Below are 14,370 nucleotides of genomic sequence, written 5' to 3' on the forward strand. Positions count from 1 at the left end.
ACGTTTAAGCGTATAATATTAAAAATACACCAAGTAAAATCCCAAAAAGAGGCACTAGTTTTTTTCGTTTATTTTGTTCTTTAAAAATGATGCCTCCTACCAAAACAGCAATCAAAATTTGGCTTCGTTTTATTGCCGACAGAAGCATAATTAAAGCTTCTGGATCTTGTAGAGCTTTAAAATAAAAGTAATCTGCTGCTTGAAGTAAAATACCAACAGCAATTATGCTCCACCTAAATTTAAAAGCAGCTCGTTTATGCTTATAAGGAAACCAGGTTATGCTTAAGATTAATATTAAAATAAGAATAGTGTAAAAGCAAAACCAAAATTGTAATGTTTGTGGATTTAAATTTAAACTCTGAATTAAAAATTTGTCATATAAACCGCTACTAGCACCTAAAAATGTGGCACCGATAATAGCAAAAATGTATTTATTTTTCTTAAAAACAATACCTTCCTTTTTTCCTATTTTAGAATAAAGAAGTACCGAAAAAATTATAAGAAAAAAACCAACCCATTGATAAGTATTAGGTGCTTCTTTATATATAAAAATAGCACCAATAAATGTAAAAAAAGGACCAGCAGACCTAATTGGTGTGACAATAGTAATGGGTAAATGTTTTAAAGCTTGATAGGCTAGAAGCCATGATCCAGTCATTATTAAAGACTTTATTACTATAAACCCGTGTTGAGACCAAGATATATTTTGAAAATTATAGCCATGTTGCTGTGCATACTCTGGATAAAAAACAGATAATACATAGAAAGTGGCAATAAATATAAATCCGCTAGCTACAGTACCTAGTAACACAGGGAAAGATTCGTTACCACGTACCGCATGTTTTTTACACAAGTTGTGTAAACCTAAAAAAAGTGCTGCTAAAAGCCCTAAATACATCCACATAATGGGCGCGAATATAAGTTTTTATTGCATTTTTTTCAGAAATATCCTTATCAATTAAATTTGAAATAAAATATTTAGGTTGATTGAATATTATTTAAAAAGCAAACAGGCGTTACACCAACACAGTTTAGAAAGTAAGTGTTTCGCCATCTTCAGGAATAAACACTTTTTCTAAAAGGCTTAATTCTGTAATCTTAGTTTTTAAAGAGCTTCGCTTTGTTGGACAGTGGTTAACCGCTTCCATATGGTTAGCGATGACTTTACCTGGTGCGTTTTTAGCAAACTTTAAAATATCATCCATAGTCATTAATAAAGGTTTAAAAATATCAAACTGTGCCGATCCTGCTGCAACAACACTAATCTCTGGTTTATAGTCTCTAAATACTTTATCTACTGCATCTTTATAAATAGTATCACTACTTAAATAAATTGATGGCTGATGAGGTAATTGTATAAAAAAGCCCATAACGTTACCTGCTGGTTTGGCTACAAAACCATAACCATGTTGTGCTGGAATTCCTTCTATGCTACCACCTAAAAACTCAGATTTAGTCCAATATTCAATAGTTTTTACAATGTTTAAACCTTTCTTAATAAATGTTTTTTTATCTTTTACACTACAAAACACAGGGATATTTTTCTCTTTTAAGAAATCTTCTGCAGGTTTATCAATATGATCTGGATGGTTGTGTGTTATAACACAATGCGTAATTTTATCTAAAAAGGTTTTGCTAATTTCTGGTAATTCTACAATAGGATTTTTAACAGGTTTAAACCTAAAAAATGTAAATGGTGGTAAAGATCCTTTTGGACCTAACATAGGATCTACTAAAATAAAATGATTATTGGCTTCTATAACTATTGTAGCATTTCTAAAGTGATGAATTTTCATATTGCTTACATGTTTTTGCAAAGATTCTAAACGCATTACACATAGGCATTGATTCAAATCAAGAAATACGTTTTCGAATACGACTTAAAGTTTCTGGTGTAACATTTAGGTAGGATGCAATGTGGTATTGTGGAATATTGTCTAGCCAGTTGGGTCTGTAAATAATCAGCTCTTTGTATAGTTCATCTGGTGTTTTGGTAATACGATTGTATTCAAAAAGTTCTTTTTGTTTCAATAATCGCTGAAACGAAATTTCTATAAACGATTTTCCGCATTCGTACTTATCTAATAAGTCTCTAAATGCATTTTTTTCAACAGCTAATAGCTCTACTTCTGTTATACATTCTTGGTTTTTGTTAGTTGCCGTATCATTGATAAACGAACTTAAATCTGTAATAAATTGTGGTTCGGCATAAAAATTAATGTTGGTCTCTTTGTCTGGTGTGGCGTAATACTCTCGTACCACACCAGAATTGAGAAACCTTAAATAGTTTTCGGTGGTATTTGCAACAAGAAGAGTTTCGCCTTTAGCTACTTTTTCAACTTTAAATAAACCGAATAGTTCGTTTAATCCGTTTTGGTTTAAAGGATATTCGGTGTTAAAAAAGGCTTGTATTTGACTTAGTTCTGATTGCAAATTATGTTTGTTTTAAATTACAATATGATCCTGATCTTTAAATCTTTCATAAAGACTAGGATAATTTGATTTAAATGTGTCCCTTATAAAATCTAATGGCACATCTTCAAAATGACCATAATCTTCAATGTAGGTCATAAATTTATGGTCGTCTTTATTGTATTCTTGCAACACTGCATCTTCGGTACCATTAAAATCTAAAACATCTACATTATAAATAGTACATAGTTCTTTATTAAACGCAGGCGAACATTTAACCCATTTACCATTATAAAATACATCTACCAAACCATGAGGTGCCAGCTCGTTAGTGCCAATCACTTTTTCTAAGCGCTCTGTAGCAATGTGGTTAGATACTTTAGCTAAATGCAACCTTGCAGGAATATTGAAGGCACGTAAACAAGCAATGTATAAAATGGCTTTATCTATGCAATGTCCATCTGGTTTTTTTGCAATATTACTGGCTTTAAAATGCGCTTTTGTTAAACCAATATTAAAAGGTAAATAACGCCAACCATCTCTAACCTTTAGATACAATTGTTCAATAATATCTTGCTGAGAAGTTAAATGTTTGACGTCTTTTATAATATCTTTTATGACAGGACTGTCGTAATCGTAGTAATATGTTTTTTCGGTGTAATTCATATTACAAATTTATAACATTTCGCCTCTTGTAGCATAATCCAAAAGTATGTTCTTTAGTTCATGCAATGAACGTTATTGGAAATAAGTGGAAACCGATTTTAATTTACTTATTAGCCAACGGAAGTTTACGCTTTGGTAAGTTGTTAATGTTTACACCTACCATATCAAAAAAAGTACTAACAGAACAGTTGAGAGAACTTGAAGAAGATGGCATTATCATCAGAAAAAAATATGCCGAAATACCACCACGAGTAGAATATTCACTATCTGAAAAAGGTGAAGCTTTACTGCCAATTCTTAAAAGTTTGAGCCAATGGACTCAAGACAGCTATAATGAAATAGAGTTTGAGGCATGCAGAATTGTAACTTTATAATTTCTATTTTTGAAGCATGCAAGACAAATACCAACTCTTAAGGCAACACTTTGAAGAAATTGTAACACTTACTGATGAAGAGTGGAATTTTATTGCACCTCATTTTGAACATAAAAAACTTAAAAAACACCAGTTTTTAATTCAAACAGGACAACCAGTTGATTGCGAATTTTGGATTATCAATGGACTTATTAAATCTTATGCTGTAGATGAAAAAGGTAGTGAGCACATTCTTCAGTTTGCTATGGAAGACTATTGGGTTAGCGACTATTACGCATTTCAGCATCAAATACCTGCCACAATTTTTGTAGATTGTATTGAAGATTCTGAGTTTTTCTGTTTGTCTTTAGAAAGTCGTGAAACCATTTGTCAAAAAATTCCAGCTATGGCAAATTTCTTCCGAATAAAATCTAATTACGGATTTATTGGTTTGCAGCAACGTATTCTGTCTTTATTAACACAAACTGCTGAAGAACGTTACGACGCTTTATTATTTAAACTTCCAAAATTAGTACAGCGAGTACCTAAAAAACTGATTGCAGCCTATTTAGGTGTATCCAGAGAAACCTTAAGTCGTTTTAAAGGTTAAAAAAGTGATATACATCACACTTTTGGGTTGAGATACATCACTTTAAAATCGTGACATACATCCTCGCACAAGTAGTGCTTTTCATTGAATTTTGTATCAGAATTTTAAACTAAAAACAAAACAATGAAAACAAGATTTTATTTCTCAGCAATCGCTTTGCTTTTTAGCATTGCCTTAATAGCACAAACAAAACAAGACAAACCAAGCGTATTAATGGTGCTTTCTAGTCATCAAGAATTAGGTGACACAGGTAAAGACACCGGTTATTATTTAAGTGAAGTTACTCATGCTTATGAGGTTTTTGAAGCTAATAATTATGAAATTACCTTAGTAAGTCCAGAAGGCGGCAATCCACCAGTAGATGGTTTCGATCTTAAAGATGAAGTGAATAATAAATATTGGAATGATGCAACATTTCAGAATAAACTTCAAAATACATTAAAAGTTTCAAAAGTAAAAGCTAAAGATTACGATGCCATTTATTATGCAGGTGGACATGGTACAATGTGGGATTTTCCAAACAATAAAAAGCTAGCAAAAATTGCTGCAAAAATTTACGAAAACGACGGTATTGTAGCAGCTGTTTGTCATGGTCCTTCGGCTTTAGTAAATATTAAATTATCTAATGGTAATTATTTAGTTGAAGGTAAAACGGTAAGCGTATTTACTAATGAAGAAGAAGCTAATGTAAAGTTAGAAAATGTGGTACCATTTTTATTAGAAGACAAATTTATTGAACGTGGTGCAACTGTAGATAAAGCAACTATGTGGCAAGAAAAAGTAAGCGTAGATAAGCGTTTAGTAACAGGTCAAAATCCTGCTTCTGCAAAATTAGCAGCAGAAAAAATTGTAGAACTTTTAGAGGATAAACACTAAAAATGGAAACGCAAACAGCAACTCTAAAAGCTAAATCTAAACGTAAAAGTTTACCAGCTGCATTATGGGCATTAACCATTAGTGCATTTGGTATAGGTACTACAGAGTTTGTTATTGTTGGCTTACTTCCAACAGTAGCAAACGATTTAAACACTTCAATATCCTCTGCTGGTTTATTAGTCAGTTTATACGCAGTTGGTGTTGCAATTGGTGCGCCAGTATTAACCGCTTTAACAAGCCAGATCGCAAGAAAACGACTGCTAATTGCCATAATGCTATTGTTTATAATTGGTAACGGATTAGCAGCTATTGCGCCAAGTTTTATCTTACTAATTTTAGCTAGAATATTAACTGGTTTTGCGCATGGTGTGTTCTTTTCAATAGGCTCAACAATTGCAGCTAGTTTAGTACCAGAAGATAAACGTGCTTCTGCCATTTCTATAATGTTTGCAGGTTTAACTGTAGCAATTGTTACTGGTGTACAATTAGGAACCTATATAGGGCAAAATTTTGGATGGCGTGCCACCTTTATAGGTGTCGCTATCTTAGGAATTATTGGTGCAGTAGCAAGTTACTTTTTGGTACCAGCGTCGATTAAAACATCAAAACCACTTCGTATTGTAGATCAGTTAAAAGTACTTAAAAACCGTTCTATTTTACTGGTGCTTGCTATCACAGCTTTAGGCTATGGTGGTACTTTTGTAACCTTTACTTATTTAGCACCATTATTAGAAGAAGTTACTGGTTTTTCAGCAAATATGACTAGTGTTTTATTACTAGTTTACGGTATCGCAATAGCATTAGGAAATGTTATTGGCGGTAAAGTATCTAATAAAAAACCAGGGAAAGCCTTAATGGTGATGTTTGCCTTACAAGCTATAGTATTATTTATACTTTATTTTACAGCATCTAGCCAAACATGGTCGGTTGTTACACTATTTTTTATGGGCATATTAGCCTTTTCTAACGTACCAGCATTACAATTGTATGTGGTAAAAATGTCTGAAAAGTACTTACCAGGAACCGAAGATGTTTCATCTGCTTTAAATATTGCAGCCTTTAATGTAGGTATTGCAATTGGCGCTTATGTTGGCGGACTTATTATTGAATCTTCACTTGGTGTTGGTGCAACACCTTGGGTAGGTAGTATGTTAGTAATAGTCGGCTTTTTAATCACTTTGATTTTATACAAAAAAGAAAAACTTTAAAACAATGAAAACTTTACAATTTAGAAATAACGACGAAATGCCAATTCTAGGTCTTGGTACCTTTAGATCAGAACCTAACGAGGTGTACGCGTCGGTTTACGAAGCTATTAAAATTGGATATAGACATATTGATTGTGCATCAGTATATGGCAACGAAAAAGAAGTAGGAAACGCTATCGCAGATGCCATTAAAGAAGGTATTGTTACACGTGAAGACCTATGGATTACTTCAAAATTATGGAGCGATTCTCATGGAAGAGAAAACGTTATTCCGGCGTTACAAAACACCTTAAACGATTTACAGTTAGAGTATTTAGATTTATACCTAATCCATTGGCCAATTGCCTTTAAAAAAGGTGTTGAGTTTCCTAAAACAGCAGAAGAATTTATTCCGCTTGAAGACAAACCACTTACAGACACATGGAAAGGTCTGGAAGATGCTTTAGAGCAAGGCTTAACCAAGCATATTGGGATGAGTAATTTCAATCAAAATCATTTGATAGATATTATCGATCATACTAAACATTTACCAGAAATGCTTCAGGTAGAAGTGCATCCTTTTTTACAACAAAGCGAACTGTTAGAATTTGCTAAAGCACATCGCATTCACATGACGGCTTATGCGCCAATTGGTTCTGGTGCAAATGATGATGACGATTTAAATCTGTTGAAAAACAAGACTATTAACGACATCGCAACTGCTAATAGTATGACTGCCGCACAAGTACTTTTGGCTTGGGATATACAACGTGGTGTTTCGGTAATACCAAAATCGGTTAACCCAAAACGTCTACAAGAAAACTTTGACACCATTCATTTTGAATTGCAAGAAGACGATATGAAACGTATTGAAGCTTTAGATAAACATCATCGTTTTATAGATGGTACGTTTTGGGAAGTTGAAAACGGTCCGTATACCGCAGACAGCATCTGGAATGCTTAACAAAACAACATCAGGTAGCTGTGTAGTTACCTGATGTTATTGAATTCAAAAAAAATGCTATGAAAAATTTTGATAAACTCTACACACCAGGCAAAATGACACTAGGTATTGAGTTTCCGTTAGATAACGATTGGTCTTTAGAAGGCGATAAAAAACGAAAGGAAGCCGTTAGACCATTTGGTGTGCCAGATATAAGCAAGCATTTACAGTACGTTAAACAAATTGATAAGGCTGGTTTTGCTGCAGTTTGGATTAGAGAAGTACCTGTATACGATCCTAATTTTGGTGATGGGGCACAGTTGTTTGACACCTTAAGTTATTTAGGCTATTTATCTGCCGCAACTAAAAATGTGTTGTTAGGTACAGCTGCAATAGTTTCACCATTACATCAACCTATAAAACTAGCAAAAGCAACCGCTACGATAGAACATCTAAGTGATAGCCGACTTATTTTAGGCTTGGGTTTGGGTGATAGACCTGTTGAGTTTCCTATGTATGGTATAGATTATCAAGAGCGACCAAAATTGTTTAGAGATCATCTCAATATTATGCAAGAAGCTTGGAAAACCAACAGCGATTTATCGACTATATATCCGTTTTTAAATAAAGGTGTTGAGGTGTACCCAAAACCAAAACATCAAATTCCGCTAGTTGTTGCAGGACATTCCGGACAAAGTCTCGAGTGGATTGCCAAAAATGCCAACGGTTGGTTTAATTATCCAAGAACACCAGAAGAAACCTATTTAAACCGTAAACGATGGTGCGAAGCGTTGTACGATACAGATCAGGCTTGCAAACCTTATATTTCGGCATTTCATTTAAATCTGTTACAAGATGATGATGCCACATTTAAACCACATCGATTTGGTGGTGCAATTGGTATTAATCATTTAACCGAATTATTAAAAGCCTACGAAGAGGCAGGTGTAAACCACATGGCATTACATTTACGAAAATCAGATACACCTTTGGATGAGGCGATTTCAAAAATTGAAAAAGTTGTGCTTTCAGAATTTATACATTAATTTCATAGCGGTTTAAGAAAGTTCTTAAACCGTTTTTTAATTTTACGTATGAAATATAAAAGTCAAGCATTTTCAATAGCTAAGCAAAAAGCTACTATTACTGTAAAATCTTCATCTATAGATTTCGGTATAACCTCAGAAACTGATCTTTCTTTACCAAATCCTGCAGAATTATTTTTATCGTCATTATCTGCTTGCATTTTAAAAAATATAGAACGTTTTTCTCAGTTTATGCTTTTTGAATATGAACGTGCAGAAATTGAAATTACAGCGACGCGCTTAGAAAAACCACCTCGAATGGATAATATTTCTTATGAGCTAAAAATTTACAGTAAAGATGAAGATCTAAACTTAAATTTACTTAAAAAAAATATTGAAAAATTTGGTACTATTTACAATACTGTAAAAGCTGTTTGTACTATAACAGGTAATATTAAGCAAATAAAATAATGCAGTTACAGTCCGTTCATCATGTTGCCATAATCTGTTCAAATTACGAAATGTCAAAGCATTTTATACAGACATTCTTGGTTTTAGCATAAAAAATGAAGTTTATCGTAAAGAACGAGATTACGACAAGTTAGATTTAGCATTAAACAATCAATATGTAATAGAGTTGTTTTCGTTTCCTAATCCGCCAAAACGCCTATCACAACCAGAAGCGACAGGATTACGTCATATTGCTTTTGGTGTAAATAATTTAGAGGAAAGTTTACAATACTTAGATTCCAAAAATATTACTCATGAAGGTGTTAGAAAAGATCCGTTTACCAACAAGAAGTTCACGTTCTTTAATGATCCAGACAACTTACCTATTGAGCTTTATGAAATTTAACTTTTATTAGTTTGTATCATAACAAACGTTCTGCAATTTCTAGCCAACTTGATACTCTGGTATATCCAGTATCGTTAATATTATGTGGTGAGTTAAATAATAATGTGTCACCATCAAATTTTTCTAAATTGTAAGTACGATCGTCTATTAGCAAATCACCTTTTAATATAAATTTGTGTCCACACATTATTCTGTGCTGCCAAGTAATAAATGGCATATATTGGTCTAGCCAATCGCTTTTTTCTTTTAATGAATTTGGAAACTGAGTCGCAGCAGTAGCGATATAAACTTCGTGTTTGTTATATAACGCTTCCATAACTTGGATAGCATCTTTTATAGGCTCTAAATCTCTAAAAAATCCTTCTTGGTAAGCGTGTTGTAAAATACTTTTTTGATGCATTTCTGGTACGTTGTGCCATACTTCGCCAGATTTAATATGTGCAAGAGAAAGCTCTTGTTTGTGTTCTTTATTGTATAGTTCTATGTGCTTACCATAAGTATCGGCAAGTACATCGTCCATGTCTACAAAAATTGTCATAGGTTCAATATTTTTCACAAAGCAACAAAGCTTAGAATAGACTAACAAATTAGAGTGTTATATTTAATTAAGTCTTAACAGTTTAATACTGTTTTGTAAATATTTGTAATAATTAATAAAAAAAACAGAGATTTAAAATGACTTTAAATCTCTGTTTCGCTATATAATCAAACTTTTTAATGTTTTAATTTAGTATGCCATAGTTACTATTTTCTTGGCATCTGCTGGAAGTAATTCTTGTTTTTCACCAAGTTTCCAGCCACGATCTTCAAAACGTTTTTCAATTTCTTCAGCAGTACCTTCATACTTATCTGTGTAATCAGATAATTTAGTATCTATACCTAATTGATGGAAAAACGCTTCTGTTTTTTCAATAGCAGCATAAGCTTTATCTTCAATGCTTCCTTCGGTTACATTCCATACACGTTCTGCGTATTGAGCTAATTTTTCTTTCTTAGCTTCAAAATTATACTTGTAATGGCTTGGTGTAATTACTGCTAATGTTCTGGCGTGATCAATACCAAATAAAGCAGTTAATTCGTGTCCCATCATATGGATAGCCCAATCTGTAGGAACGCCTTGTTGTATAAGTCCGTTTAGTGCCATAGTACAACTCCACATAAAGTTAGAAGCCGCTTTAAAATCTGTTGGGTCTTCTATTACTTTTGGTGCTACTTCTACTAAGGTTTGCATAATACTTTCGGCAAATCTATCTTGTAATAATGCACCAATAGGATAGGTCATGTATTGTTCTAACACGTGTGTAAAGGCATCTGTAATACCGTTTGCCAATTGACGTTGTGGAATAGAAGTAATTACCGAAGGATCTAATATTGAAAACTGCGGAAATAAACCAGGTCCACCCATAGCTAATTTTTCTTTAGTTTCTTCTCTGGTAATAACTGCGCCAGAATTCATTTCAGATCCTGTAGCAGGTAAGGTTAATACGGTACCAAATGGCATACCATTTTCTGTACGTACTTTGTTTATTAAGATATCCCAAGGTGTATCACCGTCGTAAACTGCTGCAGCCGATAAAAATTTTGTTCCATCAATTACAGAACCGCCACCAACAGCTAATAAATAGGTAATGTTTTCTTCTTTAATGACATTTAAAGCGTTCATTAAAATATCATATTCTGGATTTGCAGGAATACCTCCAAACTCGGTAACATCTACGTTAGCTAAAGCGGTTTTTACTTTATCGTAAATACCATTCTTTTTAATACTACCACCACCATAAAGCATTAATACTTTGGCATCTTGTGGTATTTGATTTTTTAGTTTTTCTATTGAATCCTTTCCAAAAATGATTTTGGTAGGATTTTTAAATTCAAAATTGTTCATTTTCTTTCTCTTTTTTTAATTAGTCAATTACGGTTACTAAATCTTCCATAGGTTTTCTAACCTTTACAAGATTTACCAACCAATCATTTTCTTCTTCTCTATAACCAAGTGGTAACAATACTGCACTACGTAAGCCTTTTTCGCGTAAGCCTAAAATTTTATCTACAGCTTCAGGGTCAAAACCTTCAATTGGTGTTGCATCTACACCTTCAAAAGCAGCAGCTGTAATAGCTTGAGAAAATGCAATATAAGCTTGTTTTGCCGCGTGATTAAAGTTTTCTTCTTCGTCTTTTTGCGGATAGGCGTTAAGTAACATTTGACGGTAATTTTCCCAACCTTCATTTTTAAAACCACGAATATCGTTGGTTAAATCGAACATGTAATTAATGCGATCTGTAGTGTACGTGTCCCAAGCTGCAAAAACGAGTAGGTGAGAGCACTCTGTAATAACTCTTTGGTTCCAAGCTATTGGTTTAATTTGTTCTTTAATGTCTTGGTTTTTTATCACAAAAATTTCGAAAGGTTGCAAACCACTAGACGTTGGTGCTAATCTTGCAGCTTCTAAAATACGTTCTACTTTTTCTTCTGGTACGGCTTTACCGTTCATAGCCTTAGCGGCATATCTCCAATTTAATTTATCTAATAATTCCATAGGTTGTTTTATTTTTTTATACTGTTCCAAGCTGCTTCAAAAGCATTTTTAATTAGTGTATCATCTAAAGTAATTGCGCCACGTTTTTGAGCTAACATTAAAAAAGCTAACGGATTTATGGCGTAGGCATATAAAATATAGTCTGAATATGGTTTTATAATACCTTCGGCTTTACCTTTTGCCCATAAATCTAGTAGAGGTTGTAAATGTTTAATGCCTTCTTGTCTGCTAGCTTCATCTATCATTGGTGTATTATCACATTGAGCTAAAAACAAAGCGTGTTCGCATTGCTTAAGCTTAAAATCTGCAATACGATTCCAGATATATTTAAAGGCTTCTTTTACAGGTGCATTGGCATCATAACCGTTAAACGCATATTTAGTGTATTCACTTTTTACTTCTATATAGGTTTGATTTACTAAATCTTGTTTGTTTTCAAAATATAAATAGATCGTTGCTGGCGATACATTAGCCATTTTAGCAATCTTACTCATAGGTGTAGCGTGGAAACCATTGTTGTTTACCAAATCAATAGTTGCTTTTACTAAAGCGTTACGTTTATCTATGCTTTTTTGAAGTTTTGCCATTACTTTTAATTCTACAATGCAAAGATATTTAAAAAATAAATGAACGTTTATTTTTTTAACAAAGGTTTAATTATTCATGATTTAAAATTCTTTAATATTTAAACCTCTTGCTGAAATCTAAACTTTTGATATATTGAGATTAGGTTTTTATAAATTAACAAATATAACGTTGCTGTAAAAAAACCTATTAATGTACCATAATATATACCAAATTTTGGATAAACTATAGATACCGTTAACGAATAAATTATTAATGAAAACATGCCAATAGGTACATTTTTTATAATGGTATGAACGTATTTTTTTGAATATGTAAAATGAATAATAAGCATTAACGGAAAAAGCGTAGTGGGAAAAGCTGAGAATAATCCTGACCAGTTAGATACAAAATATTTTGGTGCATTGGTTATGGTTAAAATTATTAAAGCCGCACAAATAGCTCGTAAAAAAAGAATACGATAATTTAATTTTACTTTTTGGCTAATGGTAACATTTTTGATTTGTTTGAATAATCTAATGTAAAGTAAGGCGAATATTACAGGAATTGTAATAGCTACGTAAGTGTTTAGCTGTAAAAACGATAATATCCAAACAACTAATAAATATGCAGCAATACCACTAATAGAAGACCAAAGGATATTATATGTTTTAAAGTATAATGACGCTTTATAATAAATATATACAAAGGTAAGAGCTGCTGTAAGGCCTACCATATTAAAGATGGCACTTTCGGCAGCAAATTCGGGTGATTCTTCTAATCCAAAAAAGAATAATTTAATAGCAGATCCTGTTGGATAACCTGATAAAATTCCTGCAATTTTAGGACTAACATTTTCTGCTAAATACGATAAACCTACAACAAAACATATTGCAACTAAAAGCTTTATAACTATATTTTGAAAATGAATAAAAAGCTACAAATGTAGTATAACAGTTTTAAGTAGTCGCTTTACTTTTTGATATATACAGTTTTTTTGTTTACAAATTCTAAAATTCCTTCTTTAGATAACTCTCTTCCATATCCAGAAGCTTTTGTACCACCAAAAGGCAATCTAGGATCAGATTTTACCATATCGTTAATAAATAATGCTCCATCTGGTATATCACCAATGAAATTATAAATATTATCTGTGTTTTCAGTAAAAATCATAGTACCTAAACCAAATATAGAGTTTGCAGCTAACTTAATTGCTTGTTCGTTATCTTTTGCTTTGATTACAGCAGCAACAGGACCAAAGGTTTCTTCTTTAAAAACAGGCATGTCTTCAGTCACATCGGTAATAATGGTAGGTTCATAATAAGCTTTATTTCTTTTATTGCCTAAAATTATTTTTGCACCCAAGTCTGTAGATTTATTAACCTGTTGTTCTAATTCTTCGGCTAAATCTTCTCTAGCCATAACACCAATAAAAGTGTCTGAATCTTCAGGATTACCAGAGTTTAGCTTAGAAACTTCATCCTTAAAACGACTTAAAAACTGATCATAAATTTTTTCAGATACAATAAATCGTTTGGCAGCAATACAGCTTTGACCAGTATTTTGCATTCTAGCCTTAACCATAGTATCTATGTGTTTATCTAAATTAGCATCGTCAAAAACCACACAAGCATTATTTCCTCCTAATTCTAAAACTGTTTTTTTAAGATTTTTTCCTGCTACAGCAGCTATGCTTCTTCCTGCAGGTTCGCTTCCTGTTAGTGTAACCGCTTTAACAATATCGTTTTCAATAATATCTTCAATTTGATCGTGGTTAACTAACAGCGTTTGAAAACATCCTTTTGGATAACCAGCTTCTTCAAATAAATCTTGAATTGCTAATGCTGTACTAGTTACATTAGAAGCATGTTTAAGCAAGCCAACATTACCAGCTGTAAGTGAAGGTACAGCAAAACGCATTACTTGCCAAAATGGGTAATTCCAAGGCATTACCGCTAGTACTACACCTAAAGGATCATAACTAATAAAACTTTCTTTTGCGTCTGTTTCGATAATACTGTCTGCAAGAAAATCTTCTGCATTAGTAATATAAAAATCGCATAGCCAAACACATTTTTCTATTTCTGCAATGCTTTGAGAAATTGGTTTTCCCATTTCTTCAGTCATTAGTTTTGCATAAATTTCTTTTTTATCTTCTAATGTGTTTGCTAAGTTTTGTAAAAGGTTTGTACGCTCTTTTATTTCTTTAGTTTTCCAGTTCTCAAAAGTGTTTTGTGCATTATCAAGAATTATTTTTAACTCATTATCTGTATGATAATTGTAAGTTTTAAGTTCTTTTTGATTGTAAGGATTTGATGTTATAATTGAGTTTTTCATAGTA

General features: G+C 32.6%; 17 protein-coding genes and 1 pseudogene. 8 read left to right on the top strand and 10 right to left on the bottom strand.

Annotation, left to right across the window (positions count from 1 at the left end; translation table 11 throughout):
- Window positions 1–4: 4 nt before the first annotated feature.
- The 4 genes from FHS04_RS13460 to FHS04_RS13475 all read right to left on the bottom strand — a co-directional run bounded on the left by FHS04_RS13460 (window position 5) and on the right by FHS04_RS13475 (window position 3,078).
- Entirely contained in the window at window positions 5–904 is a 900-nt protein-coding gene (locus FHS04_RS13460) for an EamA family transporter (RefSeq protein ID WP_106676113.1), read from the bottom strand.
- A 127-nt stretch (window positions 905–1,031) separates the two neighbouring features.
- On the bottom strand, window positions 1,032–1,796 hold the full coding sequence (locus FHS04_RS13465; protein WP_106676190.1) for an MBL fold metallo-hydrolase: 765 nt from the start codon (window positions 1,794–1,796) through the stop codon (window positions 1,032–1,034).
- Window positions 1,797–1,854: 58 nt separating this feature from the next.
- Window positions 1,855–2,433 (bottom strand): Crp/Fnr family transcriptional regulator, encoded by a 579-nt coding sequence (locus FHS04_RS13470; protein WP_106676115.1) that lies wholly within the window; start codon window positions 2,431–2,433, stop codon window positions 1,855–1,857.
- A gap of 12 nt (window positions 2,434–2,445) precedes the next feature.
- Window positions 2,446–3,078 carry a transglutaminase-like domain-containing protein gene (locus FHS04_RS13475; protein WP_106676117.1) on the bottom strand — a complete coding sequence of 211 codons (633 nt, stop codon included), beginning with the start codon at window positions 3,076–3,078 and terminating at the stop codon, window positions 2,446–2,448.
- Window positions 3,079–3,143: 65 nt separating this feature from the next.
- Between FHS04_RS13475 and FHS04_RS13480 the strand changes: the two genes are divergently transcribed.
- From FHS04_RS13480 to gloA2, 8 genes and pseudogenes are all read left to right on the top strand, one after another.
- Window positions 3,144–3,452, top strand: coding sequence for a winged helix-turn-helix transcriptional regulator (locus FHS04_RS13480; protein WP_106676119.1), 309 nt, complete (start codon window positions 3,144–3,146; stop codon window positions 3,450–3,452).
- 16 nt (window positions 3,453–3,468) lie between these two features.
- Window positions 3,469–4,041, top strand: a complete 573-nt coding sequence (locus FHS04_RS13485) for a Crp/Fnr family transcriptional regulator (RefSeq protein WP_106676121.1) — start codon at window positions 3,469–3,471, stop codon at window positions 4,039–4,041.
- Between the two features lie 123 nt (window positions 4,042–4,164).
- Window positions 4,165–4,917, top strand: coding sequence for a type 1 glutamine amidotransferase domain-containing protein (locus FHS04_RS13490; RefSeq protein ID WP_106676123.1), 753 nt, complete (start codon window positions 4,165–4,167; stop codon window positions 4,915–4,917).
- A gap of 2 nt (window positions 4,918–4,919) precedes the next feature.
- Entirely contained in the window at window positions 4,920–6,125 is a 1,206-nt protein-coding gene (locus tag FHS04_RS13495) for an MFS transporter (protein WP_106676125.1), read from the top strand.
- Between the two features lie 4 nt (window positions 6,126–6,129).
- The gene (locus tag FHS04_RS13500) at window positions 6,130–7,068 is read left to right on the top strand and encodes an aldo/keto reductase (protein WP_106676127.1); all 939 of its coding nucleotides are present in this window, start codon (window positions 6,130–6,132) and stop codon (window positions 7,066–7,068) included.
- A 59-nt stretch (window positions 7,069–7,127) separates the two neighbouring features.
- Complete coding sequence (locus tag FHS04_RS13505; RefSeq protein ID WP_106676129.1) at window positions 7,128–8,093, top strand: TIGR03571 family LLM class oxidoreductase; 966 nt, start codon at window positions 7,128–7,130, stop codon at window positions 8,091–8,093.
- Between the two features lie 48 nt (window positions 8,094–8,141).
- Window positions 8,142–8,543 (top strand): OsmC family protein, encoded by a 402-nt coding sequence (locus FHS04_RS13510; protein WP_106676132.1) that lies wholly within the window; start codon window positions 8,142–8,144, stop codon window positions 8,541–8,543.
- A pseudogene (gene gloA2, locus FHS04_RS13515) lies at window positions 8,543–8,928 on the top strand (SMU1112c/YaeR family gloxylase I-like metalloprotein). Before FHS04_RS13510 ends, gloA2 begins: the two are co-directional and overlap by 1 nt.
- 16 nt (window positions 8,929–8,944) lie before the next feature.
- Here gloA2 and FHS04_RS13520 read toward each other — a convergent pair.
- From FHS04_RS13520 to FHS04_RS13545, 6 genes are all read right to left on the bottom strand, one after another.
- On the bottom strand, window positions 8,945–9,466 hold the full coding sequence (locus FHS04_RS13520; RefSeq protein ID WP_106676135.1) for a 5' nucleotidase, NT5C type: 522 nt from the start codon (window positions 9,464–9,466) through the stop codon (window positions 8,945–8,947).
- 189 nt (window positions 9,467–9,655) lie between these two features.
- Window positions 9,656–10,813, bottom strand: coding sequence for an iron-containing alcohol dehydrogenase (locus FHS04_RS13525; RefSeq protein WP_106676137.1), 1,158 nt, complete (start codon window positions 10,811–10,813; stop codon window positions 9,656–9,658).
- A gap of 19 nt (window positions 10,814–10,832) precedes the next feature.
- Window positions 10,833–11,465 carry an NAD(P)H-dependent oxidoreductase gene (locus tag FHS04_RS13530; RefSeq protein WP_106676192.1) on the bottom strand — a complete coding sequence of 211 codons (633 nt, stop codon included), beginning with the start codon at window positions 11,463–11,465 and terminating at the stop codon, window positions 10,833–10,835.
- Between the two features lie 8 nt (window positions 11,466–11,473).
- Window positions 11,474–12,052, bottom strand: coding sequence for a TetR/AcrR family transcriptional regulator (locus FHS04_RS13535; RefSeq protein WP_106676139.1), 579 nt, complete (start codon window positions 12,050–12,052; stop codon window positions 11,474–11,476).
- 98 nt (window positions 12,053–12,150) lie between these two features.
- Window positions 12,151–12,765 carry a hypothetical protein gene (locus FHS04_RS13540; RefSeq protein WP_106676142.1) on the bottom strand — a complete coding sequence of 205 codons (615 nt, stop codon included), beginning with the start codon at window positions 12,763–12,765 and terminating at the stop codon, window positions 12,151–12,153.
- A gap of 236 nt (window positions 12,766–13,001) precedes the next feature.
- The gene (locus tag FHS04_RS13545; protein WP_106676145.1) at window positions 13,002–14,366 is read right to left on the bottom strand and encodes an NAD-dependent succinate-semialdehyde dehydrogenase; all 1,365 of its coding nucleotides are present in this window, start codon (window positions 14,364–14,366) and stop codon (window positions 13,002–13,004) included.
- Window positions 14,367–14,370 lie beyond the last annotated feature (4 nt).

This window comes from Mesoflavibacter zeaxanthinifaciens subsp. sabulilitoris, from assembly GCF_014191595.1.
Classification (GTDB): domain Bacteria; phylum Bacteroidota; class Bacteroidia; order Flavobacteriales; family Flavobacteriaceae; genus Mesoflavibacter; species Mesoflavibacter zeaxanthinifaciens.